This is a genomic window from Thioalkalivibrio sp. ALE21 (assembly GCF_003208255.1).
Classification (GTDB): Bacteria; Pseudomonadota; Gammaproteobacteria; order Ectothiorhodospirales; family Ectothiorhodospiraceae; genus Thioalkalivibrio; species Thioalkalivibrio halophilus.
In genome coordinates, this window is sequence record NZ_QKMA01000021.1 from 1 (window position 1) to 26,593 (window position 26,593).

General features: G+C 68.6%; 25 protein-coding genes and 2 pseudogenes. 16 read left to right on the forward strand and 11 right to left on the reverse strand.

The features are described 5' to 3' along the window. The 7 genes and pseudogenes from D893_RS12235 to D893_RS12265 all read left to right on the forward strand — a co-directional run. A pseudogene (locus D893_RS12235) lies at positions 1-320 on the forward strand (GTP 3',8-cyclase MoaA); the annotation flags it as partial. Between the two features lie 144 nt (positions 321-464). Beyond that, on the forward strand, positions 465-1,760 hold the full coding sequence (locus D893_RS12240) for a TlpA disulfide reductase family protein (protein ID WP_110619934.1): 1,296 nt from the start codon (positions 465-467) through the stop codon (positions 1,758-1,760). Positions 1,761-1,782: 22 nt separating this feature from the next. Next, positions 1,783-4,326, forward strand: coding sequence for an ABC transporter substrate-binding protein (locus tag D893_RS12245; protein WP_110619935.1), 2,544 nt, complete (start codon positions 1,783-1,785; stop codon positions 4,324-4,326). Beyond that, complete coding sequence (locus D893_RS12250) at positions 4,319-5,431, forward strand: ABC transporter permease (protein WP_110619936.1); 1,113 nt, start codon at positions 4,319-4,321, stop codon at positions 5,429-5,431. The genes D893_RS12245 and D893_RS12250 overlap by 8 nt, the downstream gene beginning before the upstream one ends. After that, entirely contained in the window at positions 5,428-6,762 is a 1,335-nt protein-coding gene (locus tag D893_RS12255; RefSeq protein ID WP_110619937.1) for an ABC transporter permease, read from the forward strand. Before D893_RS12250 ends, D893_RS12255 begins: the two co-directional genes overlap by 4 nt. Beyond that, a complete protein-coding gene (locus D893_RS12260; RefSeq protein WP_110619938.1) occupies positions 6,762-7,751 on the forward strand; it encodes an ABC transporter ATP-binding protein in 990 nt (329 codons plus the stop codon). Before D893_RS12255 ends, D893_RS12260 begins: the two co-directional genes overlap by 1 nt. Then, on the forward strand, positions 7,748-8,746 hold the full coding sequence (locus D893_RS12265) for an ABC transporter ATP-binding protein (protein WP_110619939.1): 999 nt from the start codon (positions 7,748-7,750) through the stop codon (positions 8,744-8,746). The genes D893_RS12260 and D893_RS12265 overlap by 4 nt, the downstream gene beginning before the upstream one ends. Positions 8,747-8,842: 96 nt before the next feature. On the opposite strand, the gene D893_RS12270 is transcribed toward D893_RS12265, so the two are convergent. The 3 genes from D893_RS12270 to D893_RS12280 form a co-directional block, all read right to left on the reverse strand. Next, positions 8,843-9,046, reverse strand: coding sequence for a DUF2892 domain-containing protein (locus D893_RS12270; protein WP_018871287.1), 204 nt, complete (start codon positions 9,044-9,046; stop codon positions 8,843-8,845). A gap of 113 nt (positions 9,047-9,159) precedes the next feature. Beyond that, the gene (locus D893_RS12275) at positions 9,160-9,363 is read right to left on the reverse strand and encodes a DUF2892 domain-containing protein (RefSeq protein ID WP_018946163.1); all 204 of its coding nucleotides are present in this window, start codon (positions 9,361-9,363) and stop codon (positions 9,160-9,162) included. 81 nt (positions 9,364-9,444) lie between these two features. Next, positions 9,445-10,749: a citrate synthase gene (locus D893_RS12280; protein WP_026288886.1), complete on the reverse strand. Its 1,305-nt coding sequence runs from the start codon at positions 10,747-10,749 to the stop codon at positions 9,445-9,447. A 130-nt stretch (positions 10,750-10,879) separates the two neighbouring features. Between D893_RS12280 and D893_RS12285 the strand changes: the two are divergent. From D893_RS12285 to D893_RS13965, 3 genes and pseudogenes are all read left to right on the forward strand, one after another. Beyond that, a pseudogene (locus D893_RS12285) lies at positions 10,880-10,975 on the forward strand (nucleotidyltransferase domain-containing protein); the annotation flags it as partial. 109 nt (positions 10,976-11,084) lie between these two features. Then, positions 11,085-12,317: an AAA family ATPase gene (locus tag D893_RS12290; RefSeq protein WP_110619940.1), complete on the forward strand. Its 1,233-nt coding sequence runs from the start codon at positions 11,085-11,087 to the stop codon at positions 12,315-12,317. A 186-nt stretch (positions 12,318-12,503) separates the two neighbouring features. Beyond that, on the forward strand, positions 12,504-12,827 hold the full coding sequence (locus tag D893_RS13965; RefSeq protein WP_246863926.1) for a hypothetical protein: 324 nt from the start codon (positions 12,504-12,506) through the stop codon (positions 12,825-12,827). 19 nt (positions 12,828-12,846) lie between these two features. Here D893_RS13965 and D893_RS12300 read toward each other — a convergent pair whose 3' ends face one another. The 6 genes from D893_RS12300 to D893_RS12325 all read right to left on the reverse strand — a co-directional run bounded on the left by D893_RS12300 (position 12,847) and on the right by D893_RS12325 (position 17,854). Then, positions 12,847-13,806, reverse strand: a complete 960-nt coding sequence (locus tag D893_RS12300; RefSeq protein ID WP_110619941.1) for a GGDEF domain-containing protein — start codon at positions 13,804-13,806, stop codon at positions 12,847-12,849. A gap of 44 nt (positions 13,807-13,850) precedes the next feature. After that, on the reverse strand, positions 13,851-15,329 hold the full coding sequence (locus tag D893_RS12305; protein WP_110619942.1) for an FAD-linked oxidase C-terminal domain-containing protein: 1,479 nt from the start codon (positions 15,327-15,329) through the stop codon (positions 13,851-13,853). A gap of 58 nt (positions 15,330-15,387) precedes the next feature. Then, on the reverse strand, positions 15,388-16,200 hold the full coding sequence (locus D893_RS12310) for a creatininase family protein (protein WP_110619943.1): 813 nt from the start codon (positions 16,198-16,200) through the stop codon (positions 15,388-15,390). Further along, entirely contained in the window at positions 16,187-16,987 is an 801-nt protein-coding gene (locus D893_RS12315) for an FkbM family methyltransferase (protein WP_018946155.1), read from the reverse strand. The genes D893_RS12310 and D893_RS12315 overlap by 14 nt, the downstream gene beginning before the upstream one ends. A gap of 70 nt (positions 16,988-17,057) precedes the next feature. Next, positions 17,058-17,561, reverse strand: a complete 504-nt coding sequence (locus D893_RS12320; RefSeq protein WP_110619944.1) for a hypothetical protein — start codon at positions 17,559-17,561, stop codon at positions 17,058-17,060. Continuing rightward, positions 17,552-17,854, reverse strand: a complete 303-nt coding sequence (locus tag D893_RS12325; protein ID WP_024329902.1) for a nucleotidyltransferase domain-containing protein — start codon at positions 17,852-17,854, stop codon at positions 17,552-17,554. Before D893_RS12325 ends, D893_RS12320 begins: the two co-directional genes overlap by 10 nt. Before the next feature lie 107 nt (positions 17,855-17,961). Between D893_RS12325 and D893_RS12330 the strand changes: the two genes are divergently transcribed. Together D893_RS12330 and D893_RS12335 are read left to right on the forward strand one after the other, a co-directional pair. Continuing rightward, the gene (locus D893_RS12330) at positions 17,962-19,191 is read left to right on the forward strand and encodes a ChaN family lipoprotein (RefSeq protein WP_246863927.1); all 1,230 of its coding nucleotides are present in this window, start codon (positions 17,962-17,964) and stop codon (positions 19,189-19,191) included. After that, positions 19,191-21,272, forward strand: coding sequence for a M1 family peptidase (locus tag D893_RS12335; protein WP_110619946.1), 2,082 nt, complete (start codon positions 19,191-19,193; stop codon positions 21,270-21,272). Before D893_RS12330 ends, D893_RS12335 begins: the two co-directional genes overlap by 1 nt. 13 nt (positions 21,273-21,285) lie before the next feature. On the opposite strand, the gene D893_RS12340 is transcribed toward D893_RS12335, so the two are convergent. Next, positions 21,286-21,990: an SDR family NAD(P)-dependent oxidoreductase gene (locus D893_RS12340; protein ID WP_018946150.1), complete on the reverse strand. Its 705-nt coding sequence runs from the start codon at positions 21,988-21,990 to the stop codon at positions 21,286-21,288. Between the two features lie 97 nt (positions 21,991-22,087). Between D893_RS12340 and D893_RS12345 the strand changes: the two genes are divergently transcribed. The 4 genes from D893_RS12345 to D893_RS12360 are packed head-to-tail and all read left to right on the forward strand — an operon-like array spanning position 22,088 to position 25,638. Further along, the gene (locus tag D893_RS12345; RefSeq protein WP_026288885.1) at positions 22,088-23,608 is read left to right on the forward strand and encodes a DUF1538 domain-containing protein; all 1,521 of its coding nucleotides are present in this window, start codon (positions 22,088-22,090) and stop codon (positions 23,606-23,608) included. Then, entirely contained in the window at positions 23,605-23,952 is a 348-nt protein-coding gene (locus tag D893_RS12350) for a hypothetical protein (RefSeq protein WP_018871355.1), read from the forward strand. Before D893_RS12345 ends, D893_RS12350 begins: the two co-directional genes overlap by 4 nt. Before the next feature lie 27 nt (positions 23,953-23,979). After that, a complete protein-coding gene (locus D893_RS12355) occupies positions 23,980-24,372 on the forward strand; it encodes a CBS domain-containing protein (RefSeq protein ID WP_018871354.1) in 393 nt (130 codons plus the stop codon). After that, positions 24,373-25,638, forward strand: coding sequence for a diguanylate cyclase (locus D893_RS12360; RefSeq protein ID WP_110619947.1), 1,266 nt, complete (start codon positions 24,373-24,375; stop codon positions 25,636-25,638). Positions 25,639-25,662: 24 nt separating this feature from the next. Here D893_RS12360 and D893_RS12365 read toward each other — a convergent pair whose 3' ends face one another. Next, positions 25,663-26,424 carry a class I SAM-dependent methyltransferase gene (locus D893_RS12365; protein ID WP_110619948.1) on the reverse strand — a complete coding sequence of 254 codons (762 nt, stop codon included), beginning with the start codon at positions 26,422-26,424 and terminating at the stop codon, positions 25,663-25,665. Positions 26,425-26,593: the final 169 nt, after the last annotated feature.

Below are 26,593 nucleotides of genomic sequence, written 5' to 3' on the forward strand. Positions count from 1 at the left end.
TCCCCGGGGTGATGCCCGGCGGCGGCCCGGCGCGCTATGTGCAGGTGGCGGGCACGGACATCCGCATCGGCTTCATCACGCCGATCTCGCAGCACTTCTGCGACACCTGCAACCGCGTGCGGCTGTCGGTGGACGGCACCATCCATACCTGTCTGGGCAACGAGCACAGCCTGGCGCTGCGCCCGCGGCTGCGTGACGGCTGCAGCGATGCCGAGCTGGAAGAGGCAATCCTCGAGGCGATCGCGCTGAAGCCCGAGCGCCACGAATTCAACGAGCGCCCGGAGAAGGTCATGCGCTTCATGTCCATGACCGGGGGGTGATCTCCCGCTGACGCTCGGGGGGCGGCCCCGCCCGGCCATTGCAAGGCGACGGGCCATGTCGGATGATCGGATCCTGCCCGGGGAAGCGGACGGGCCCCGGGTGCGTCTTTCCCGCGGTGGATCCTTTCTTTCGCGAGGTTCAATGTGCGGTCGATTCCGTGGTCCCGGACGGGGCGTGCGCTGTTGTGGCTGGTCTTTCTCCTTTTGCCGTCGGGCCTGCTGGCCGACGGCGCGGCGAAGGAGTTCACCATCGAACTGGATGGCGGGGATCTCCTGGAGGTAGAGACCCTCGGCGAGGCCGAAGGCACGGGTCCGCTGTTCATCTGGCTGATCCCGGCGGCCGAGGAGCTGGATGCCCCGCGCGAGCTGCTGGGCGAACTGGCGGAGCAGGGCGCCACGGTGTGGGTGGTGGACCTGCTCGATTCGCTGCTGCTGGAACGCGCCAGTTCCACCGCGCGCGGGCTGGAGGGCAAGCCCGCCGCGGCGCTGCTGGAGGAGGCCGGGGCGCAGGGTTATGCCCCGGTGACGCTGGTGGCCTCCGACCGCATGGGCGTGCCCGCGCTGCGCGGGCTGCGCGAATGGCAGGCGGCGACCGACGATCCGGATGCCGTGGCCGGCGCGATCCTGCTGTTCCCCAATCTGTATGGCGGCACCCCTGCCGCCGGCGATGACCCGGAGCTGTTCGGGATCGTGGACGCAACCAACATGCCGGTGGCGGTGTTCCAGCCCGCCGACGGGGCCCATGCGGCCCGCCTGCCGGAACTGATGCGGCATCTGTACGCGGCCGGCAGCCCGGCGCTGGCGCGCATCATCGCCGGCGAGCGCGACTACTACATGCGCCCCGACGAGGCGGGCAGTGACGCGGTCGGGCGAACCCCGCAGCAGCTGCTTTCGACGGCGCGCGTGCTGGCGGGCCTGCCGCGCCCGGGACAGGTCGCCGAACTGGACGAGGAGCGCGACCAGCCGCTGGGCAGCGAGCACGGGATGGTCGAGCGCGAGCCCGAGGAGCCTCCCGGCTACGAGCTGACCGCCGCGCGCGGCGAGACCCACCGGCTGGAGGATCGTGCCGGTCAGGTGACGCTGGTGAACTTCTGGGCCAGCTGGTGCCCGCCCTGCGTGCACGAGATCCCGTCGATGAACCGCCTCGAAGGCTCGTATGACGAGGACGAGTTCGCGATCGTGTCGATCAATTTCCGCGAGTCGCCCGAGCACATCCTGGAATTCATGGAAGAGGTCGAGGTCGATTTCCCGGTGCTGATGGACGAGGATGGGGCGGTCTCGCAGGAATGGGGCGTGTTCGCCTTCCCCAGCTCGTTCCTGCTGGACCGCGAGGGCCGGGTGCGCTATTCCGTGAACGAGGCCATCGAGTGGGACACCGACGAGGTGCGTGAAGTGATCGACGAGCTGCGCGACGAACCCACCCCCGACGCCACGCCCTGAGCCCGTATCCCGAGGAGATCCCTTGTTCGATCTGCGCCGCCTGCTGCCCCTGTTGATCCTCGCCCTGCTGGCCGTGGCGATTGCGGGGACCCTGTGGATGGGCGGCCGCGGCGTCGACCAGGGCGCGGCGCCGACCGTGCAGCCGGGCGATGCCTCCGAGCGCCGCGGCGCACTGGTGGACGAGGTGGTGTTCACCGTGGAATCCGACCCCGGCCGCATCACTGCGCTGATCGAACGGGGGTCGCATCATTTGTTCGGCCAGGGGCTGGATTCGGCCACGCTGTTTCGCCAGATCCAGGCTTCGCCCGCGGTGGGGCACCATTTCTCGCGCGGTTCGGTGGCCGAACTCACGCTGAATCCGGCCGAGTTCGAGGACGGCCAGTTGAACCCCTTCGCCGATCGCGAGATCCGCGAGGCGATGAACTGGCTGGTGGATCGCAGCCATATTGCGGAAGAGCTCTACGGCGGGCTCGCCACGCCGCGTTATCTCCCGCTGAACACCGCCTTTCCGGACTACGCACGCCTGGCCGGACCGGCGCGCGAGCTCGAGATCCGTTACCGCCACGATGCCGAACGCGCGCGCCGGGTGATCGGCGAACGCATGGAGGCCCTGGGCGCGGAACAGCGCGACGGTCGCTGGTTCCATGACGACGCGCCCGTGAGCATTCGGGTGCTGATCCGCACCGAGGACAACCGCGAGCGGGTGGGCGACTACGTGGCCAACCGGCTGGAGGACCTCGGCTTCGAGACCGAGCGGCTGTACCGCACCGCGGACGAGGCGACGCGCCTGTGGATCGCCAGTGATCCTGCCGCCGGCCGCTGGCACGTGTATACCGGCGGCTGGATATCTACGGTCATCAACCGCGATGTCGGCGGCGACTTCAACTATTACTACACCCCCCGCGGGCGACCGGACCCCCTGTGGCAGGCCTACGATCCCGATCCCGAACTGGACGAGCTCGCCGAGCGCCTGGAACGCCGCGAGTATCAGTCCGTGGAAGAGCGCGAGGAGCTGATGGGGCGCGCGTTGGAGCTGGCCATGAAGGATTCGGTGCGCATCTGGCTGGTGGATCAGCAAAGCGTCTGGCCGCATGCCGCGAACCTCGAGGTGGCGGTGGATCTGGCCGGCGGCGTGACCGGCTCCGGCCTGTGGCCCTATACCCTGCGCTTTCGTGACGGCGTGGGTGGCCGCGTGGTCATCGGCACGCCCAGCATGCTGACCGAGCCGTGGAACCCGGTGGCCGGTTCCAACTGGATCTTCGATCAGATGATCCTGCGTTCCCTGTCGGACCCGGCGGCGCTGGCCGATCCGTTCACCGGGCTCTACCGGCCCCAGCGCATCGCGCGCGCCCGGGTCACGGTGGAAGAGGACGCGCCGGTCGGGCGCACGCTGGACTGGGTGGAGCTGGAGAGTGTGGAGCGCATCGAGGTGCCCGGCGATGCCTGGCTGCGCTGGGACGCCGCAGAAGGGCGCAAGGTGACGGTGGACGAGGCCGAACCGGAGGGCCTGACGGCGCGTTCGCGTACCGAGATCGAATTCCACGACGGGTACCTGGATCGCTACTGGCACGATGGTTCCCGGGTGTCGGTCGCCGACATGATCCTGCCGTGGATCCTGACCTTCGAACGTGCCGACGAGGACAGCGCGCTGTTCGATCCGGGGCACGTACCCACGTTTTCGGTCTATGAGCGCCATTTCCGCGGCTGGCGCATCACGGATACCGACCCGCTGACGGTGGAGGTCTACAGCGATCAGGTGTTCCCGGATGCGGAGAACCTGGTGGCCAACCGCGTGCCCGCCACCCAGCCCTGGCACGTGCTGGGGTTGGGGATCGAGGCCGAGCGCCAGGGCGATCTGGCCTTTTCCACCGGTCAGGCCGACCGGCGCGGCGTGGAGCAGACCAACCTGGTGGGCGGGCCGGCGCTGGAGATCCTGCGCGACTACCTGCGCGCGGCGCGCGCGGCGGAGCGGCTGCCGTTCGAGGAGACCCTGAGCGAGTGGGTCGATCCGGAGGAGATCCGCGAACGCTACGCGGCGCTGGAGCAGTGGCAGGCCGAACGCGGGCATTTCTGGGTCGGCGACGGGCCGTTCTATCTGCACCGCGTGCGCGCGGTGGAGGGCAGTCTGGTGCTGCGCCGCTTCGAGGACTTCCCCGATCCGGCGGACAAGTGGCTGCGCTTTGCGGAGCCGCGGATCCCCGAGGTCAGCGTGGACGGCCCGCTGATCGCCGAGCTGGGCGAGGCGGTCAGTCTGGATCTCGACATCCGTTTTGGCGGCGAGCCGTATCCGCATGAGGACATCGACGAGGTGCGCTGGATGCTGTTCGATGGCGACGACCGCCTCGCGCGGCGCGGCGAACTGGAGCCGGATGCGGACGGGCGCTGGCGCCTGGATCTGGATGCGGAGATCCTCGACGCACTGGGTACCGGGGCCAACAGCCTGGAGTTCGCGGTGACCGCGACGCCGGTCGCCCTGCCGGCCTTTGCCACCCATGCGTTCGCCACGGTGCCAGGCGGGCGGGTGCCGCAACCCCGGGCCGATCCAGCGGAGGAAGGCGATGACTGACGGGGCCGTCAACGCCGCCCGACGCGGCTGGCTGCGCGATCTGCGCCGCCTGGCCGTGTTTACCGGCAAGCGCCTGCTGGCGCTGCTGGTGACGGTGCTGATCGGGGTCTATCTGACCATCGTGATCGCCAACATGGGCGGGCAGGTGGATGACCTGCGCCTGGCCCAGATCGAGACCACGGCGGCCGAGGCGGTGCGTGCGGATCCGGCGTTTCATGATCTGCCGTCCGCTGAGCGGACCGAGCTGGTCGAGCAGCAGGTGGCGCTGGAGGTGGAGCGCCTGCGCCTGGACGAGCCCTTCATCTGGCGCAGCTTCGACTATCTCTACCAGGCGATGATCCTGGACCTGGGCCGGGCCGAGGAGATGCATTCCGACGCCGGCTCGCGCCAGGTCTTCAATATCATCGCCGAACGCCTGCCGGCCACCCTGCTGCTGTTCGGCACCGCCAACCTGCTGGTGTTTTTCGTCGCGGTGTTTGCCGCGCTGGGGCTGTCGCGGCGCTACGGCTCGGCGCTGGATCAGAGCGTCATCGGCCTGGCGCCCAGCTCGGCGGCGCCGGGCTGGTTCTACGGCATCTTCCTGATCCTGCTGCTGGCGTTCATCTGGCCGCTGTTCCCGGCGGGAGGGATGGTCTCGGTGCCACCGCCGGAGGACGGCTGGGCCTACGCCGCCAGCGTGCTCCGGCACATGGCGCTGCCGGTGCTGGCGATGTTCATCTCGCAGATCTTCATTTCGATCTATTCCTGGCGCACCTTCTTTCTGATCCATTCCAGCGAGGACTACGTGGAGATGGCACGCGCCAAGGGGCTGCCGGATCGCCTGATCGAACAGCGCTACATCCTGCGGCCCACGCTGTCGCCCATCGTGACCAGTTTCCTGCTGATGCTGATCGGGCTGTGGAGCGGCGCGATCATCCTCGAACAGGTGTTCAACTGGCCGGGTCTGGGCACGCTGCTGTTCGAGGCCATCGGCCATCGCGACACCCCGGTGATCATCGGATCGGTGGTGATCTTTGCCTATCTGCTGGCCATTACCGTGTTCGTGCTGGACTTCCTCTACGCCATCCTCGATCCGCGCGTGCGCATTGAAGGAGGCCGTTCATGAGCCCCTGGAGCGAGGGCCTGCGTCGGCTGCGACGCTATCCGTCGGCGGTGGCGGGGATGCTGATCATCCTCGCCCTGCTGGGCACGGCGATCTACGCGGTCACCGCCATCCCGTACAGCGAGGCGCAGAAGCTCTGGCGCGGCGGCGAGGTCTGGCAGGATCTGCCGGTGAATGCCGCGCCGGTGTGGACGGACCGGCTGTTCGGCGGCAACGCGCCGCGCACCGTGAAGGCCGGGAGCGAGGCGGCCGAGCGGGAATTCGCGGCCTTCGACGGAGGACGCATCGAGGAGCAGACCCTGCGCTTCGACTTCCCCTATGACGATTTCCCGGGGGAGATCAACCTGTTCCTGCAGGCCGAGTTCGAGCAGCGGCCGCCGTTCGTGCGCATGAGCTGGCACCGGCCCGACGGCAGCGAGGTGGCCCTGGGCTCGCGGCGGGTCAGTGCCGAGGAGCGGGTGTCGATCTCCCAGGACCAGGGCCTGGAGGGGCGGCTGGGGCATGCCCCGCAGGTTGGTCTGTTCAGTGACGCCGATGTCGAAGACCCGGAACCCCGGGTCCTGCCGGGGACCTACGAGCTGGTGCTGGAAACCGTGCATTTCGAGCCCGAAGGCAGCATGGACGCCGAACTGGTGGCCTACGGGCAGGTCCACGGCGCGTTCGGCACCGACCACCAGCGCCGCGATCTTTCAGTGGCCCTGCTGTGGGGCACGCCGGTGGCGCTGGCGTTCGGGCTGATCGCCGCGGTGGGGACCACCATCACCACCCTGATCATCGCCGCGGCCGGGGTGTGGTACGGCGGCTGGGTGGATGCCGCGATCCAGCGCCTGACCGAGGTCAACATCATCCTGCCGCTGCTGCCCATCCTGGTGATGGTGGGCACGCTCTATTCCACCAGCATCTGGCTGATGCTGGGCGTGGTGGTGGCCCTGGGGATCTTCTCCGCCGGGATCAAGATGTACCGCGCGATGCTGCTGCCGATCCGCCAGGCCCCGTACATCGAGGCGGCGCGCGCCTACGGCGCCGGCAGTGCCCGCATCGTGCTGCGCTACATGGTGCCGCGCATCCTGCCGGTGCTGATCCCCACGTTCGTGACCCTGATCCCGACCTACGTGTTCCTCGAGGCGTCGCTGGCGGTGCTGGGCCTGGGGGATCCGGTGCTGCCGACCTGGGGCAAGGTGCTGCACGACGCCCAGGCCCAGTCGGCCCTGTACCACGGGTTCTATTACTGGGTGGTGAGCCCCGCGGCGCTGCTGATGCTGACCGGACTGGGTTTCGCCATGCTCGGTTTCGCCCTGGATCGCGTGTTCAACCCCCGGCTGAGGAACCTGTGATGACGGTGGCGGCCAACCCCGACAGCCCTCTGCTGGAGATCAAGGACCTGCGCATGCAGTACCGCACCGAGCAGGGGTCGGTGAACGCGGTGGACGGGGTCAATCTGGAGATCCGCCGCAACGAGGCGCTGGTGGTGCTGGGCGAGTCCGGTTGCGGCAAGTCCTCGCTGGCCAAGGTCCTGCTGCGCACCCTGCCGCGCAATGCCGGCCGGCCCACCGGCCAGGTACGCCTGGACGGGCGCGACGTGCTGGGCCTGTCCGAGGAACGCTTCCGCCGCGAGGTGCGGTGGACCCGCATCGCGCTGGTGATGCAGGCGGCGATGAATGCGCTGAACCCGGTGGTGCGGGTGGGCGAACAGGTCGCCGAGCCGCTGCGCATCCATCGCGGCTGGTCGCGGCGGGCGGCCATGGCCCGTGCGGCCGAGGCATTCGAGGAGGTCGGCATCGCCACGGACTTCCTGCAGCGTTATCCGCACGAGCTGTCCGGCGGCATGCGCCAGCGCGCGGTGCTGGCGATGGCGCTGGTGACCGACCCCGACCTGGTGATCCTCGACGAGCCGACCTCGGCACTGGACGTGCTGACCCAGGCCTCGATCATGAACGTGCTCAAGCGCATCAAGCGCGATCGCGGCACCAGCTTCGTGCTGATCACCCACGACGTGGCCACCTCCAGCGAACTGGCCGACCGCGTCGCCCTGATGTATGCCGGGCAGGTGGTGGAGGAGGCGTCCGCCGAGGCCTTCTTCACCGCCCCGGCGCATCCGTATTCGCAGATGCTCATGGCCTCGGTGCCGCGGCTGCGCCAGGAAGAACCGCCGGTGCCCATTCCCGGGCGCCCGCCCAGCCTGCAGGATCCGCCCGCCGGCTGCCGCTTCGCCGCGCGTTGCCCGCGACGTTTCGAGCGCTGCGCCGAGGACCCGGCGGTGTTCCACCCGGATGCGCGCCATCGCGTGCGCTGCTGGCTGCATGACGCGGGAGGGACCGGATGAATACCCGTGCTCAACAGGAACCGCTGCTGGTCGCCGACGACCTGCAGACCCACTTCGAGCTGCGCCAGTGGGGCTTCATTCGTACCGGGACCGTGCGCGCGGTGGATGGCGTGCGCTTCACCCTGGATGCCGGCGAGGCGGCCGCGGTGGTGGGCGAGTCCGGCTGCGGCAAGTCGTCGCTCGCGCGCACCCTGCTGGGGCTCAACCGGCCCACCGGCGGGGCGGTGCGCTTCGAGGGACAGTCGCTGGCCGATCTGAAGGGAGCCGACCTGAAGGCGTACCGCGCCCGGGTGGGGTACGTGCAGCAGGATCCCTACGGCGCCCTGCCGCCGTTCATGGACATCCGCCGCGCGCTGGAGGAACCGCTGGTCGTGCACGGGATCGGCCCGCGCGCCGAGCGCGAACGGCGCATCGACGCGGCGCTGGAGGAGGTCGGCCTGACCCCGGTGGCCCAGGTGCGCGGCAAGTTCCCGCATCAGCTGTCCGGCGGGCAGCAGCAACGGGTGGTGATCGCCCGTGCCCTGCTGCTGCGGCCGAAGCTGATCATCGCCGACGAACCGGTGTCGATGCTGGACGCCTCGGTGCGGGTGGAGATCCTCGACCTGCTGCACCGGGTGCAGCGCGAGCACGACATCGCGCTGCTCTACATCACCCACGACCTTTCCACCGTGCGTCACTACGCCGGGCGGGTGATGGTGATGTACGCCGGCCGCATCGTGGAGCAGGCGCCGGTGGACGCACTGCTGGACGCCCCGCAGCATCCCTACACCGAGGCGCTGCTGTCGGCGCTGGCCGACCCCGACCCCGCCAACGCTCGGCAGATGCGCGAGATCCCCGGCGGCGAGGCCCCCAGCCTGGTCAGCCCGCCGCCGGGCTGCCGTTTCCATCCACGCTGCCCGCAGGCCATGGCCGGCGTCTGCGAGACCCGCGACCCGCCCGATTTCCGCCCCGCGCCGGACCACCGCGCCGCCTGCTGGCTGCGCGAACCGGAGTAAACGGCCCCGGCACGAAAAAGGGCCCGGACGGAGACGTCCGGGCCCTTTTGTGCGCCCGCCGGTCGGGGCGGGCGCGGGGTGTTTGCCGGGCTGGCCTCAGCTGAAGGCTTCGCCCGGCTTCACGCCCAGGGCCTTGAGGATCATGGCCAGCGGGCAGAAGCCGGTGAAGGCGGACTGCAGCAGGTTGAGGCCGACAAAGCCGGTCAGCAGCAGCCACAGCGGGCTGAACTGCCAGGCCAGGATGGCACTGATGATGATGACGGTGCCGGCAAAGGCCATAACGATGCGGTCAATACTCATGGGATGTTCTCTCCTGGTGAAGCATTAGTGTTTATTAATATGAGCGCTCGCGCCCGCAAACACAAGGGGGCCCCGGGGTTCTGTCCGGCACCCCGACGGTGGCGCGACCGACTTCAGCGAAAGATCTCGCCGGGTTTCAGTCCCGTCGATTTCAGGATCTTCACCAGGGGGCAGAAGCCGGTGAAGGAGGCCTGGATCAGATGCACGCCAATGAATACGGCAAGCAGCAGCCACCACGGACTGGCTGCCCAGGTCAGCAGGGCGCTGATCAGGACCACGATACCGGCAAACAGCATGAAAAACCGATCGGTGGACATGGGTCGTTCCTCCCTTGTGTCCGACACATGTCCTGTAGATAGCAGTTGCCCGTCGCTTCGACAAGCCCGCTCCGGACAAGGCTAGCGCTCCTCGATCGGCCGGTACTCCCGTTCGGGATAACCCGTGTAGAGCTGGCGCGGGCGCCCGATGCGCGATTCGGGGTCCTGCATCATCTCGTTCCAGTGCGAGATCCAGCCGACGGTGCGGGCGAGGGCGAAGATCACGGTGAACATGTTCAGGGGGATTCCCATCGCGCGCAGGATGATGCCGGAGTAGAAGTCGACGTTGGGGTAGAGCTTGCGCTCGATGAAGTAGTCGTCCTCCATCGCGATGCGCTCCAGCTCCATGGCCACGTCGAACAGCGGCTGGTTGTCGGCGCCCATGTCGCCCATCTCTTCCAGCAGTTCGTGGCACATCTTGCGGATGATCTTCGCGCGCGGGTCGTAGTTCTTGTACACCCGGTGGCCGAAGCCCATCAGGCGGAAGGAGTCGTTCTTGTCCTTGGCCCGGGCGACGAAGTCCTCGACGCTCTTGTCGGAGTGCACGATCTCCTCGAGCATGCGGATGACCTTCTCGTTCGCGCCGCCGTGCAGCGGACCCCACAGCGAGGCGATGCCGGCGGAGATCGCGGCGAACGGGTTGGCCTCCGAGGAGCCGGACAGGCGCACGGTGGAGGTCGAAGCGTTCTGCTCGTGGTCGGCGTGCAGGATCAGGATCAGGTCCAGCGCGCGCACGAACACCGGGTTCGGCTGGTACGGCTCGCTGGGCACGCCGAACATCATCGACAGGAAGTTGGCGGTGTAGGACAGGTTGTTGTCCGGGTACATGAACGGCTGGCCGTTGGCGTACTTGTACGACCAGGCGGCGATGGTCGGCATCTTGGAGATCAGCCGGTGCGCGGCGATGCGCCGGTGTTCCGGGTTATGCACGTCCACATTGTCGTGGTAGAAGGCCGACAGCGCCCCGACCACGCCCACCATGATCGCCATCGGGTGCGCGTCGTGGCGGAAGCCGTCGAAGAAGCGGCGCACCGCCTCGTGCAGCATCGAGTGCTCCTTGATGATGCGCGAGAAGTCGTGCAGCTCGTCGGAGGACGGCAGGTCGCCGTTGAGCAGCAGATAGCACACCTCCAGATAGGTGCTCTGGCCGGCAAGCTGCTCGATCGGGTAGCCGCGATAGAGCAGGGTGCCGGCGTCGCCGTCGATGAAGGTGACGTCCGAGCGACAGCTGGCGGTCGACATGAACCCCGGGTCGTAGGTGAAGTAGCCGAGCTCCTTGTACAGCGCGCGGATGTCGATGCAGTTGGGCCCGTGCGAACCCTCCTGCAGCGGCAGCTCGATGCTCTTGCCGGTGGAGTTGTCGGTCAGCGTGACGGTCTTGCTCATGGAACGGCCTCGCGTGGAATCGATGATGGCGACCAGACCCGAATGGTAAACCAATCGTTCCGCGGCCACAGCCGCACATGAAAGCGACTCGAGCGCGAGCGTGCACATGGATCAGCGTTTCCCTAGAATCCGGGACATGACCCGCCATCTGTTCGATCAGGCCGATTTCCTGCCGTACCGTGATCGCATCCTCGCCGCGCGGAGGGATGCATGGATCAACGGGTAATCGAACAGAAGATCGAGACCTTGCGCTACCGCGTCGAGCGCGTGGCCCCGTCCGGCGGGGGTTATGTCGCTGGGGCAAATCGACTCCTTAACACCGGGAATACCTTGCCGTGAGACTGCAGCTGGCGACGTTTGACAATTTTCGCCTGTGGGAGCGGCTCGAAGTTGAACTGGGCTCGCGATTGACTCTCCTGATGGGCGAGAACGGTTCCGGGAAGACGGCCATACTGGATGGTGTCGCCATCGGGCTTGGCGAGATCCTGAAGCATCTTCCCGGGGTCACGGGCATTGATTTCAGTAAAAGAGGCGAGATTCACCAAAGTGGCAACCGGGTGCGGCCCTATGCGCGAGTGACGCTGAAAAGCACCATCCCGGGGCTGGAATGGGAACGGGTTCAGCGTCGGGATCGAAGCCGCACCACTGCGGCTGCCGTCCCGACCGGTCCCGGAGTTCGGTTCCTGCGCAACCACCTGGACGAGAAGGTGATTGACCCCTCGCAGGAGGACCGGGATTTCGAGATGCCGGTCGTGGCCTACTACGGCGTGTCCCGTGCCGTGCTGGATATTCCGCTGCGGCGTCGCAACTTCCCTACCGATTACAGTCGGTACGATGCCCTGGTGGGTGCCCTGGAAGCCAGCACCCGGTTCAAGTCGGCTTTCGCGTGGTTCTATTTCAAGGAAAACGAGGAACATGCGAGGCAGAAGGCTGCCCGCAGCTTCGACGTGACCCTGCCGGAACTCGATGCGGTGCGTCGAGCCATCACCCGCGTGTTCCCCGATCTATCCAACCCGCGGATCGAGGTCAACCCCTTGCGGCTGGCGGTCGACAAGGAAGGCGAGACCTTTGATATCGCGCAGCTGAGTGACGGTTACCAGACCCTCCTTGGGCTGATCATGGACCTGGCCGCTCGTATGGCCATGGCCAACCCGGATCAGGACGATCCACTGGCCGCGGAAGCCGTGGTGATGATTGACGAGGTGGATCTGCATCTGCATCCGGCATGGCAGCGTCGCGTCGTGGGTGACCTGCTGGCCACGTTCCCCCGCACCCAGTTCATCCTGACAACCCACAGCCCCTATATCGTCGAGGCCTTGAACAACCACCTGCAGCGATATCGGATCGAGGGGCTGGTGCGTGATGACGGGGAGGCGGAGGTCCGGGATTTGATGGCGCTGGATCCGGCGGACGTTGCGGCCTATGGCATGCAGGGGCGCGAGGCGGTTGAGCTGCTGGACGGGTCTTCCGGACTTCTGGATGACCGGTTGCTGCAGCATTTCAACGAGATCAATCAGCTCTATGACCGTATGCGGGATATCGAGTGGGAGCATGGGGGGGAGGCATGACGTCCGGCTACGCGGATCAATGTAGCTGCCGGCGCATGTGGGCACATCAGCCCTCCACGCTCTGTACGGATCAGTACACCTTTGCCGAGAATGGCAAACAGGTTCGTTACGCGCCGCGTCAGCAGGAAGAAACCCGGGCCATCGTCCTGGATGACTGTGTCTTTAGCGACAACGAGATGCGCTGCGATGGCCTGTTCCTCTGGTGGCAGGTTCGCGGGGGGGCGGAAGGTTGCTGCGCTGGTCGAATTGAAGGGTGCCGGTGATATTTCGCACGGCTTCGAACAGTTGGCGCATGTGCGCAGCCAGCGCCCGGAGTATCGGGAAATGGTCTCGAGCCTTGGCAAGGACGTTCCCGGTGGGCCGGCCCTTGAACGAGCCGTGATTGTTACCAGCGGCCAGATGACCAAGCCCGAGCGTGTGCGCCTGGAAACGCAGTACGGGATTCGTGTGAGAGTGATTACGCACAGCGTGCCTACCCGTCCCGTTCCAGACCTGCGGGACGAGTTCTGAAGGACTTGTGACTCCTGATTCAGCGGGTGTGGCGCTGGCGCAGGAGGTCGCGTTCGGCGAGGTGGGGAGTGTGCTGCAGGCCCTCGCCCGGGTGGCGCAGGGCGCGGCCGGTTTCGATGGCGGGGTGATGGTCCCGCAGGGCCGTGCGGATCTCGGCGTGGCGTCGTTCCAGGGCGTCGGGGCCGGTGTCCACCAGCAGCAGGCCGAACCGGTTGCCGGCGATACGCGCCACACGGTCGCCGGGGAGCAGCAGGCCCTGCAGGATCGGCCCGAGCTCGGCCAGCAGCCGGTCGCCCTGGCCGATGCCCGCCTCCCGGTTGATGGCCTCCAGATCGGTGACCTCGGCGAGGACCACCGCGCAGGGCTGCCCGTTGCGCTGGCAGCGTTCTTCCTCGCCTTCCAGGGCCATGTCCCATCCGCGCCGGTTCAGGGTGCCGCTCACCGGATCGGAGCCGGGCAGCAGGGCCGTGGCCTGGCGTTCGCGGTCGAGGATGTCGTTCTCGCGCTGCAGGGCCAGCAGGTGGCCCGCGGTGTCGGCCAGGGCCTTCAGGGCGGTGTAGCGGTCGTGGAGCTGCGGGTCCACGGGCTCGGGATGCACGCCGCACAAAGTGCCGAACAGGTTCCCGTCGCGGTCGTGCAGCGGAAAACCGACATAGGCGCCCACCGGGAGCTGGTGGTTCACCGGCGCGTCGCGATAGACCGGGATCCCGCTCGTATCCGGGGCGATGGACGGGGCGTCGCCACAGGCCATGTGGATGCAGCAGGAGCCGTGCCAGTCGAGGACGATGCCCGGGGCGATCGTGCCGCCCTGGTCCAGGGCGTGCAGGATGATCCAGTCGCGTCCTTCGACCCGGGTCAGCAGCCAGGTGTCCAGCGGGGCTATGGCGTACAGCGCGTCCATCAGCGAACGGACGGCGCCGGAGAAGGCGTCGATGCCGGGCTCGGCGTGCTGCGGGGGGCGGGGGTTCGGGGCTTCCATGCGCGGATTCCGGGTCGGGTTGTCAGGGGGATCGGCCGTGATGGTCAGAACCGGGGCAGGTTCGGGTGCGGTGGTTGCGCCGAGCGCACGTGCTGGCGGCCGAATTCGGCGCAGCGTGCCAGCGTGGGCACCGCCTTGCCGGGGTTCAGCAGGCCGCGGGGGTCGAATGCGCGGCGCAGGGCGTGGAACTGCTCCAGCTCGGCGGAGGCGAACTGCACGCACATGCCGTCCAGCTTTTCCACGCCCACGCCGTGCTCGCCGGTAACCGTGCCGCCCACCGCCACGCACAGCTCCAGGATCGCCTCGCCGAAGGCCTCGGCGGTCTCGATCTGGCCCGGCTGGCTGGCGTCGTAGAGGATCAGCGGGTGCAGGTTGCCGTCGCCGGCGTGGAACACGTTGCACACGCCCAGCCCGTGTTCGGCGGAGAGTGCCTCGATGCGTTCGAGCACGTGCCCGAGCTGGTGGCGCGGGATGGTGCCGTCCATGCAGTAGTAGTCGGGCGAGATACGGCCGGCGGCGGGGAAGGCGGCCTTGCGTCCGGCCCAGAAGCGTGCGCGCTCGGCGTCGTCCTGTGCGGTACGGACCTCCGTCGCGCCCAGCTCCAGCAGTTTTTCGCGCACAAACATCACGCTCTCGGAGACCTCGCTGTTGCTGCCGTCCAGCTCGCACAGCAGGATGGCCGCGGCATCCACCGGATAGCCGGCATGGACGAAGTCCTCGGCCGCGCGGATCGCGGCGTTGTCCATCATCTCCAGACCCGCGGGGATCAGCCCGGCGGCGATGATGCCGGCCACCGCGGCGCCGGCGGTCTCCACGTCGTGGAAGCTCGCCATCAGCACCTGGGTGCGCTCCGGGCGCGGCAGCAGACGCACGGTGACCTCGGTGACGATCCCCAGCATGCCCTCCGAGCCGATCAGGAAGGCCAGCAGGTCCAGGCCCTCGGTGTCCAGGGTCTTGCCGCCGACACGGATGACCTCGCCGTCCAGGGTCACGAACTCCAGCCCGGTCACGTTGTGGACCGTGAGGCCGTATTTCAGGCAGTGCACGCCGCCGGCGTTCTCGGCCACGTTGCCGCCGATGGAGCAGGCAATCTGCGACGAGGGGTCGGGGGCGTAGTACAGCCCGGCCGGGGCCGCGGCCTCGGAAATCGCGAGGTTGCGCACGCCCGGCTGGACCACCGCGCAGCGGTTGTCGGCGTCGATCTCGAGGATGCGGTTGAAGCGTGCCATCGACAGCAGCAGGCCCTCGGCGCTGGGCAGCGCACCCCCGGACAGCCCGGTGCCCGCACCGCGCGGCACCACCGGCACGCCGTGCTCGCGGCAGGCCGTCAGGCACAGCTGGAGTTGTTCCATGCTGGCGGGCAGGGCGACCGCGCCGGGGACCTCGCGAAAGGCCGAGAGGCCGTCGCATTCGTAGGCACGGCGCTCGCTTTCCTCGACGATCAGCGCCTCGGGCGGCAGCTGTACGCGCAGGGTGTCGATCACGGCGGCCAGACCGGCCTGCGGGGGCGTTACGGTGCTCATGCCCGCGATGGTAGACCGTTGCCTGCCGGCCGGGACAATTCCGCAGTTTCCGGAGGGCTCACGCGAGCCGGTCCAGGGGGAAGGCGCGGGCGTCGCGCAGGGCGGCGGCCAGGTGGGTGGCGTAGTGGTCCACCAGGGCCGCGCCCTCGGCGGCGGTGGCCGCTGCGGCATTCCCGGTGGTGCCGGCGGGGTTGAGGTCGCCGGCCAGCCAGGCGAATCCGGCCGCTCCCTCGGGTCGCAGGACCTCCAGCGAGGCCTCCAGCTCCTCGCCCAGCGATCCCGCGTGGCGGGCCTCGGCGTCGTGTACGCTGGCGGGCGCCAGATGGCGCATCATCGCCGTCTCGATGCGCCCGCCGTGCAGGCCATGGCGGCATTCCGCGGCCGGGATGCCGATCTGCGACGGCGGATCCTGCAGGAAATAGTGATGCCGCACGATCAGCATACGCTGCCGGCGACGCAGTTCCAGCGCCGCGGTGTCGGCCACCGCCCGGTTGCCGCCATGGCTGTTGTGCAGCACCAGGCGGCGCACGCCGGCGCCGGCCACGGCCCGGCCGGTTTCCACCAGCACGCGGATGGCGGTCTCCGGTGTCAGGCTGAGGGTGCCGGCGAAGCGGGCGTGTTCGGGGCTGGCCAGGATCGTCAGTGGCGGCAGGGCCAGCAGGGGGAAATCCGCGGGAAGCTGCGCCCACGCCGCCTGCAGCAGGCCCTCGCCGATGCGCAGGTCGGTGTCCAGCGGCAGATGCGGCCCGTGCTGTTCGATGGCCGCCAGCGGCAGCACGGCGACCGGGTCGCGGCCGGCGAGTTCGGCCGCCTCGGCGGTGGTCAGGTCCTGCCAGCGGGGCAGGGGGCGGGGCGCGTCAGGATCGGGCATGCGGCATGCGCAGGCGGGCGTAGAGATCGCCGGAGCCGTAATCCGCGGCGTGGGCCTCCAGCCACAGCCGCACCCGACCCCGGTCCTGCCAGCGGGCGAAGCGGTACTCGCGCTGCTCGCCGGCGATCACGTTGAATTCGTAGTCGCCCAGCTCGGCCAGGCGCTCCATGCCGGCAATGGCAATGTCCAGCGCGCCGGCGACGAACTCGAGTGACAGCGCCGGGATCGGCTGGGACAGCCCGGACAGAACCTCGACTTCATAGCCTTCGACGTCGATCTTGCAGAATGCCGGCAGACCGTATTCGGCGATCAGATCGTCGAGGGTGATGACCGGCACCTGCAAATGATCTTCCCAGCGCACGCTCCGAAAACCGTCGTTGCGCCGTGGCAGCTCGTCAGTCCAGCGCTGCGACAGCGTGGAGACCGTGGGAGTCCGGTGGCTGATGTGCAGGTCGGCCGTGCCGGGTTCGGCGCCCACCGCCTCGCCGCGCACGGTCACGTTGCGCCGCCGGCCGGGGCCGCGCTCGAGCCAGCGGCGCAGCACGGGCTGCGGCTCGACCGCGATCACGTGTCCGCCGAGGCGGGAGAAGGCCAGCGTGCGATCCCCCAGATGGGCGCCGATGTCGAACACCCGGTCGTCGCGCCCGATGAACGGACGGTACAGCCGGCGCAGCGCCCGCTGGCGCCCGGGGCGCCGGTAGATCGCCAGCGAGCGCAGCAGGCCCAGGGTAGCGTTCAGCCGCTCGCGCGCGGCCGGAGACGGGTCGGGATTCGGGGGCGCGTCCATGCTCCCCAGCTTAGGGAAACGCGAATCCATGTGCACGCCCGCCCGGTCCTGTTCGCCTGCAAGCAGGCTCCTACGGGCGCGCAGCGGCTGGGTCGGGAGGGTTTGGCAGCAGATCCTGCGCAGCCCGTTCCAGGCGGTCGCGCGTTTGTTCCAGCAGGGCCACGAGTTCGAGCGCCCGCTGCAGTGCCTCGGCGAACTCCTCCGGGTCGCGCATGTATTCATGGACCAGGCGGTTGCGGAGGTTGCGGGCCTCCATCCAGTCGTCGAGGGAATCCAGGTGTCCGAGACGCTCCATGCGACTCAGGTTGTCGAGGGCGGGGCCTACATGTTCCAGCCAGTGTCGCAGGAGTTCCGGGACCAGTTTGTCGCCAAGGGTGTCCTGCAACCGACCGAAGCGCGCCACGAACGCATCCAGGCGTTCGGAAAGCTCCGGCTGGTCCTCGAGACCGGCAACCCAGTCGGCGGAGATGGGTTCGGATGCCAGTCGGTCAACGGTCTGGCGCAGGTGTCGGGCCTCCTTGCGTGTGGTCTCCAGCAGAAACTTCAGTCGTTCCGGATCCGGGTTCAGTGCCACAGGACAACCCCCTGTTCGCGCGCACGGTCGTGGATGGGCTGGTGCCGGGTATTGGGATCGACGATGAGGACGTCGATGTGCTGATCGCCGAGCGCCCTTTGCAGGAGAGCCGTGTAGCGGGCTGCCATCGCCGCCCGGTTTTCCAGCGGGCGCGGCGTTTCCACCAGCAGGTCGATATCGCCCCCGCGGGCCGCATCGTCGACGCGCGATCCGAACAGATAAACGGTACAGTCCCCGAACAGTTCGCGGGCCGTGTTGTGGATCGTTTTACGCTGGTCTTCGCTCAATCGCATCGTGGTCCTCCGGGTCCCGGATGGGATTGTAGGCCGAGTACGGGCCGGAACGCTCGGGGGCGGGGCCGGTCCCAATGGACATTGCGTATTCTGGCTGGAGAAGCTTGATGAGGCTGTTTCCGAAGTGTGAGTGGCGGACCCTCGTGGCGCCGTCGTTGCTGGCCCTGACGGCCACCGTGTTCGCTCTGGGGCCCTCTGCACCCCATGCAGATGTGCCGTCGGGCGTGGACTGTGTGCAGCCCGGACAGTGGGCCACGCCGGAGGGCGAGGACGTGGATGCCGCGGAGCTGTTCGCCGAACTGGCCGGCGCCGATGCGGTCCTGCTGGGCGAGACCCACAACCGCATGGACCACCATCGCTGGCAGCTTGGTACCCTGGCCGCGCTGCACGGCCAGCGCCCGGACATGGTGATCGGCCTGGAGATGCTGCCGCGCTCGGCACAGCCGGTGCTGGATGACTGGGTGGCGGGTGAACTGGACGAGGAACAGTTCCTGCAGGAAAGCGACTGGTACGAGCACTGGGGCTTCAACCCGCGGCTGTACTGGCCGATCCTGCATTTCGCGCGGGTACACGACGTCCCGCTGGTGGCGCTGAACGCCGAGCGCGACCTGGTGCGCCGTCTGGGCCACGAGGGCTGGGACAGCGTGCCGGCCGACGAGCGCGACGGGGTCTCCGCCCCGGCCGAACCCGCCGATGCCTATCGCGAATACCTGGAGGAGGTGCTGGCGCGCCATCCGGCCGCGCCGGGTGACAGTGATGCGTTCATCGGCACCCAGCTGGCCTGGGACCGGATGATGGCCGCGGCGATCGCCGGGGTGATCGAGGCGGGCGGTGACGAGCCGCCGCTGGTGGTCGGGATCATCGGTTCCGGGCATCTGGAATACGGCCACGGCGTGCCGCATCAGCTGGCGGATCTGGGCGTGGACAACGCCCCGGTGCTGCTGCCGCGCGAGAGCGACGGGGCGTGTACGGGCGACGACCCCGACCTGGCGCGAGCGGTGTTCGGCGTGCAGGGCGGCGAGCGCTTCCAGCCGCTGACCCCGATCCTGGGGGTGCAAATGCAGCGCCCCGAAGAGGGCGAAGGGGTGGAGATCCGCGGCGTGATGCCCGATTCGGTGGCCGGCGCCGCCGGCATCGAGAGCGGCGACCGTCTGGTCGAGGCCGGTGGCCGCGCGGTGGAGACGCCGGCCGATCTGCAGCGCATCGTGCAGGGGGTGACGCCGGGCACCTGGTTGCCGCTGGTGCTGGAACGCAACGGGGAGCGCGAGGAGGTGATCGCGCGTTTCCCCTGGCAGGAGAGCCCGGATGACATGCCGGGCGCGCCGGAGGGGCACTGATGCGGCGTTCGGTCCAACGGCGGCGCGTGGCTGCAGCGCGTGGCGTGGGGATCGGCTTCGCCACCCTGCTGATCGTGCCGCTGGTGGGCTGGACGGCGCCGGCGTTTGCCGATGAACCGGCCGCGCGCGAGCTGGCGATCGACCTGTTTCCCGCCGACCAGCGCCTGGAAGGGCGCCTCAGCCTGCCGGCCGCAATGCTCGACGAGGCCGACGGGGTGCTGCGCCTGCGTCTGGCCCCCGGCCTGCAGGTGGACACGGTGGAGCGGGGCGGCCATGTGCTGAACCACGAACGCGACGACGCCGGATACCTGGATGTGGAACCGGGCGCGGATGGCGGGGCCGACGACGCGCCACTGGTCATCGTGTACGGCGCGCGGCTGCCGGCGCCGGAGGATGCCCGACAGGGGAACGGCTTTCTCGGCGAGGGCGGCGGGTTCCTGCCGGCCGGTGGCGACTGGTACCCGCGGCAGCCGCAGGCCGAGCCGGCCCCGGTGCGCCTGGAAGTACGGGTGGCGGACGGGCACCGGGTCGTGGCCTCGGGCTCGTGGCGCTCGTCGGAGCCGGACGATGACGGCATGCGTCGGGCGGTATTCGAGCACCCGGGCGGGCGCGCGCTGGCGCTGGCCAGCGGCCCCTGGGAGGAGGGGCGCAGCGAGACCGCCGATGGCGTGGAGGTGCGCACCCTGTTCCCGGCGGAACTGGAGGACGCGTTCGGCGCGACCTACCGCGAGAAGACCGTGGAATACCTCGAGCGCTTCAGCGACCGGATCGGGCCGTATGCCTTCGACAGCTTCACCGTGGCGGCCAGCCCGGCGCCGGTGGGGCTGGCCTTCTCCGGATTCACCCTGCTGGGTGAACGGGTCATCCCGCTGCCGTTCATCCCGCACACCTCGCTGGGGCACGAGGTGCTGCACAACTGGTGGGGCACCGGGGTGTACGCCGATCGCCGCCAGGGCAACTGGACCGAGGGTCTGACCACCTTCATGGCCGATTACCGGTTCGCCGAAGAACGCGGCGAGGCGCGCGACGAACGGGGCCAGTGGCTGCGTGACTACGCCGCCCTGCCGGCAGGCGAGGATTACCCGCATGGCGAGTTCGTCGGCGGCAATGCCGGGGCCGACCGCATCGCCGGGTATCACCGCGGGGCGATGCTGTGGCGGATGCTCGAGGACCGCATCGGCGAGGCGGCGCTGCACGCGGGGCTGGCCGACTTCTACGCCGAATACCGGCATCGCGAGGCCGGCTGGCCGGAGCTGATCGCGGCCGTGGACGCGGCGACCGAAGATGATCTGGAGCCGTTCTTCGAGCAGTGGATCGGCCGGGCCGGCGCGCCGCGCCTGGCGCTGGAGAACCCGGCCGCGCGTGAAGACGCCGACGGCTGGCGTGTGACCGCGCGGCTGGCACAGGCGGATACCGACCATCCCTGGCGGGTGCGCGTGCCGCTGGTGGTCGAGTTCGCGGAGGATGAGGGCCGGGAGACGCACTGGGTGGATCTGGAGGAGGCCGCCATCGAGCTGGAACTGGAACTGTCCACCGACGCGCGGCCCGCGCGCATCGCCGTGGACCCCGACTGGCGCGTGTTTCGCCACCTGGCGGCGGAGGAGTGCCCGCGCATCCTGCGCGAGGCGGAGCTGGACCCGGCGACCCGGGTGATCCCCCTCGGCGGGGCCTCGCCCGCCGAGCTGGCGCCGTGGCTGGGACGGGTGCCGGAGACGGCGGACCCGGATACCGATCCCGATTCCGATTCCGGGGCGGGAGCCGAAGCACCGCGGGTGCTGCTGGGTTCGCGCGCGGCGGTCGCTGAATGGCTGAGCGAACGCGGACTGCCGACGCGCCCGCAGGAGGTGCATGCGGATACGGACGACCTGCCCGATGCCGGATCCGATGTCGAGGCCCTGGCCTGGACCGTACCGGAGACCGGCATCACGGTGATCGCGGCCGACTCGCCCGGCGAGCGGCGCGCACTGGCGGGCGCGCTGCGACACCGCGCGCAGGAGAGCTATCTGCTGCAGGACGATGGCGAGCCGGTGGCGCGCGGGCTGTGGCCGGTGCCGGGGCCCTGGCGGGCGCTGGCGGATTGAGCTCCCGGCCCGATCAGTACGGCAGGCGCTGGTGTTCGAAGTCGAACAGCCCGCCGGAGTCCTCCGGACCGAGGGCGTCCAGCACCTCCAGCAGTGCGCCGGTCGCGCGTTCCGGCGTCAGCACCTCGGGGGCGCGGGCGCGGTACGGCTCCGACAGCGGGGTCTCCACCGTGCCCGGCTGCAGCGCCGCCACCACCGCCCGGCGATGGCTGAAGCGCAGTTCCAGCGCCGTGGTGCGCACGATCTGGTTGAGCGCGGCCTTGGAGGCGCGATAGCTCAGCCAGCCGCCGGAGTGGTTGTCGGCGATGGAGCCCACGCGCGCCGACAGCGTCGCCAGCACCGCCTTGCGGTCCTTCGGCAGCAGCCCTGCGAAGTGCTTGAAGATCAGCGCCGGGCCGATGGCGTTGACCGCGAAGGCCTGCGTCATCACCGCCGGGTCCAGCTCGCGCAGGCGCTTTTCCGGCCGGTAACCGTCGATGGTGAGCACCCCGGTGGCGTCGATGATCAGGTCCCAGTCGGGCGCCTGCTCCGCCAGCCATGCGGCTGCGTGGCGGATGCTGTGCTCGTCGGTGAGCTCCAGCGGCGGGTCGGTGGAACGACCGAGCGCCACGACCTGCGCGCAGTTCGGGTCGTTCTCCAGATGGGTGACGAAGGCGCGGCCGAGGCCGCCGGAGGCGCCGATCACCACGGCGCGGAAGGGGTGTGCGAGCGAGTCCATGCGGGTGTGACCATCGCGGGCGGGAAACGATCCCCGCGTCGTGTATGCTGTGCGCACAGGCGTACTGACCCATGATCGCAGCCCGGACCGCGCGCGCATGAACTTCCTCCATACCCTTGGCCACGCCGCCCGCAACCTGGCCCCCATCGTGATCGTGGTGGTGGTGTTCCAGATGTTCGTGCTGCAGACGGTGCCCGAGGGCGTGCTGTCCATGGCCATCGGTCTGGTGATCGTGGTCTTCGGGGTGGCGCTGTTCCTGCAGGGGCTGGAGATGGGGATCTTCCCCATCGGCAAGAACCTTTCCAACGCGCTGGCGCGGCGCGGCTCGCTGATCCTGCTGATGGCCTTCGGCTTTACCCTGGGCTTTGCCACGGTGATCGCGGAGCCGGCGCTGATCGCCGTGGCGGAACAGGCGGAGACCATCTCCGAGGGGCACATCCAAGGCTTCATCCTGCGCCTGATCGTGGCGCTGTCGGTGGGTGCGGTGGTGGCGCTGGGCATCCTGCGCACGGTGCTGGGGCATCCGCTGCACTGGTACATCCTCACCGGCTACGTACTGGTGGTGCTGGTCACCTTCTTCGCGCCCGAGGAGATCGTGGGCCTGGCCTACGACTCCGGCGGCGTCACCACCAACATCGTGACCGTGCCGCTGGTGGCCGCGCTGGGGCTGGGGCTGGCCGCGTCGCTGGCCGGGCGCAACCCGCTGCGCGACGGTTTCGGCCTGGTCGCGCTGGCGGTGATGGTGCCGATGATCACGGTGCAGCTCTACGGCATCGTGGTGTTCGCCGGGGCTGACATCGACGGCCCGGCACCCGGCGCCGGCGACGGAGCGGCCATGGATACCGACACGGATCTGCCCGGGGCGGGCGAGGAACGCCACTTCCTCAGCGCCATGGGCATGGACCTGCTGCTGATGCTGCGCGACGTCGCGCCCATCATCGGCGTGATCGTGGTGTTCCAGTATTTCGTGCTGCGCAAGCACATTCCGTATCTGCCGCGGGTGCTCTTCGGCTTCGCCCTGGTGGTGTTCGGCCTGTATGCCTTCGTGGTCGGGCTCAAGCTGGGCCTGTTCCCGATCGGCGAGAGCATGGCGGAGCAGCTGATCGCCAACGACCGGTTCGTGTGGGTGTACCTGTTCGCCTTCGCGATCGGCTTTGCGACCACCATGGCGGAACCCGCGCTGATCGCCATCGGCCAGAAGGCGGAGGAAGCGGCCAAGGGCTCGCTGAAGGGCAGCGCCATCCGCATCCTGGTGGCGCTGGGGGTGGCCGTGGGCATCACCATCGGGGTGCACCGCATCCTCAGCGGGGACTCCATCCACCTGTACATCATGGCCGGGTATGTCCTGGTCATCGTGCTGACCATCCTCGCACCCAAGGACATCGTGGCGCTGGCATTCGACCTCGGCGGGGTGACCACCTCGGAGGTCACGGTGCCGCTGGTGACGGCGCTGGGGATCGGGCTGGCGACGCATCTGGAGGGACGCAACGTGCTGATCGACGGCTTCGGCCTGATCGCGTTCGCGTCCATCTTCCCCATCGTGACCGTGATGCTCTATGCCATCGCGGTCGATCTTTACGAACGCTTGATCCGCAAGGACAGGAGGGACACGGCATGAGATTCTCGGCCCTGGTGGCGGTGCTGCCCGACGAACTGGAACAAAAGGCTGTGGATGCGGCGCGCGAGGCCGGTGCCGCCGGCGTGACCATCATGGATGCGCGCGGCATCGGCGCGGAGGCGCGCAAGACCTTTCTCGGCATGACCTACGAGGGCAGCCAGTCGGTGTTGCTGTGGATTCTGGAGAAGCGCCTCGCGCTGACGGTGCTGAAATCACTGTTCCGCGAGCTTGGGCTGGACGAAGACCCGCGCGGGGTGGCCTTCATCACCGACATCTCGCATCTGGCGGGCATTGACCGGCGGCAGATCGACCGCTTCGAGGAACAGGTCAAGGACGAAATCTGACCCCAACTCCGACCGGAGGGAGACTTCATGCTGGTTCGCGACATCCTGACCGAGAAAGTCATCACCGTGGCCCCGCTGGCCCCGCTGCGCGAGGCCATGCAGCTGATGCGCGACAACAACGTGCGCTCGCTGGTGGTGGACAAGCAGCACCCGCACGATGCCTACGGCATCATCACCTACACCACCATCCTCAAGACCATCGTGGCCGAAGAGGGCGACATCGACCTGGCCAACGTGTACGACGTGGCCACCAAGCCGGTGATCACCGTGCCCGCGGAGATGGACGTCAAATACGTGGCGCGGATGATGGTCAACATGGACGTGCGCCGCCTGGTGGTGCTGGAGGGCAACCAGCTGGAGGGCATCGTCACCACCAGCGACATCGTGGGCTCGATCCTCGGCATGCTGGACGAGGTCTGAATGACCATCCCGCAGGGTCTCGCGCGGCTCGAGCTGCTCAATGCCGCGATCGAGGACACCGCGCACAGCGTGCTGATCACCGACGCGGATCTCGAAGCGGGGCCGCGCATCGTCTACGTGAACCGCGGCTTCGAGCAGATGACCGGCTACCGCCGGGACGAGGTCCTCGGCCTGACGCCGCGCATCCTGCAGGGGCCGAAGACCTCGCGCGCGGTGCTGGATGACCTGAAGGTGACCCTGGAGCGCGGCGAGGGCTTTGACGCCGAGACCATCAACTACCGCAAGGATGGCGAGCCCTACAGCGTGCGCTTGCATATCTCGCCGATGCGGGTGCCCGAAAACAGCCCGAGCATTACCCATTACGTCTCGGTGCAGCGCGACGTGACCGAGGATCGCCGTCGCGAGGAGCAGCTGCGGCTGCTGTCCGCCGCGCTGGAGGCCTCCGGGGACCCGGTGATGATCACCGACCCCGAGGGCGTGATCGTGTTCGCCAACACGGCTTTCCTGGATCTCAGCGGTTTCGATGCCGACAGCGTCATCGGCGCGACACCGGCGCTGTTCAAGTCGGACGAGCACGACGATGATTATTTCGCCGCCATGTGGCAGCAGCTCCGCCAGGGCGAGACCTTTCGCGGCGAGTTCGTGAACCGGCGCCCCGATGGCGCGAAGCTCCACCTGGAGCAGACCATCACCCCGATCCGCGATGACTGCGGCGAGATCACGCATTTCGTGGCTTTCGGCAAGGACGTGACCGAACGTGTGCGCATGGAGGACGAAGTGCGGCGTCTGGCCGAGACCGACTGGCTGACCGGACTGGCCAACCGGCTGACCCTGGGCAACCGCCTGGAGGCCGAGCTGGATCGCTGTGATCGCTACCAGCGGCCGATGGCCGTGATCATGTTCGACATCGACCATTTCAAGTCGGTGAACGACGAACACGGGCACGATGCCGGTGATGTGGTGCTCAAGGCGGTTGCCCGCACGGTGGGCGAGCAGCTGCGCGAGCAGGACACGCTGGGGCGCTGGGGCGGGGAGGAATTCCTGATCGTGCTGCCGGAGACGGATGGCGAGGGGGCCGCCGCGGCGGCGGAGAAACTGCGCCGTTCAATCGCGGAGATGGAGGTTCCGGATGCGCCGGCGGTAACCGCCAGCTTCGGGGTGACCGAGCGCCAGCCGAACGACACGCCACGCGCGATTACGCGGCGGGTCGATCAGGCGATGTATCAGGCCAAGGAGGGCGGACGCGACCGCGTCGTCCTCCTGTGACCCGTCGGGGAGTCGATGCGGGCGTCAGGCCTTGCGGCGCAGGACCCAGATCTCCAGCAGCGCCCATTCCTCGCCCGGATAGTTTTCCTGCTCCAGCTCGGACATGCGGCGGTGACGGCTGGCGGTGCTGCCCACGAACTCGAAGCGGTCCAGCAGCATGCGCTTGGTCTCGTCGGCCTTCTCCAGCGCGAAGGGGTTGAGGAAGTTCACCAGCAGGTAGCCCTCGCCCTCGCCGCGGCGGAACGCATCCAGCAGCGACGCGATGGCCGGCGGATCCAGGTACACCAGCGACGCGGTGGACAGCAGGATGTCGGCCTCTTCCAGCGACTTCTCGATCGCGTCGCGGGTTTCCGCGGGCGGGTTGTTCAGGTCGGCCGCGTGGACGTCGTCGAACAGGCCGGCGCGCTGACCGTAGGCCAGGGCGTTCTCGGAGATGTCGATGCCGGTGGTGTGCATCGGCAGGCGGCGCGGCTTGCTGATGGTGTTGCAGACCGTTTCCGAGGCCCAGTTCTCGCGGATCTCGTCCACGGTCATGTTGTGCACCGCCGCCATCGTGGTGTTGCCGAAGCAGCAGGCCAGGTCGACGTAGTTGAGGGTGCGGCCGTCGGCGGCCTGCTGCTCGGCCCACGGCAGGATGAGCCGGTCGAAGGTCTGGCGGTTGAAGTCGTCGGAGATGTAGTCCAGCGCATCGATGATGCGCTCCTTGAACGGCACCGGCGTCTCGGCGACATAGATGTCGTCAAAATGCTGTTTCTTCTCCTCGGTCTTCACTTCGGACTGGCTCATCGGGGCAAACCCTCATCATTGGAAAGCACACCAGTCTCCGGCCAAGCCACCCGACCGTCAAGCAAACACGCCCCGATCCGCCCCGCACCCGGCCGGTAGGAGGCCGGCCCCCCGGCCGATTCGGCGTCCGGCCGATCTCCTGCGCCCGATCGGCCAGAGGCTGGCCTCC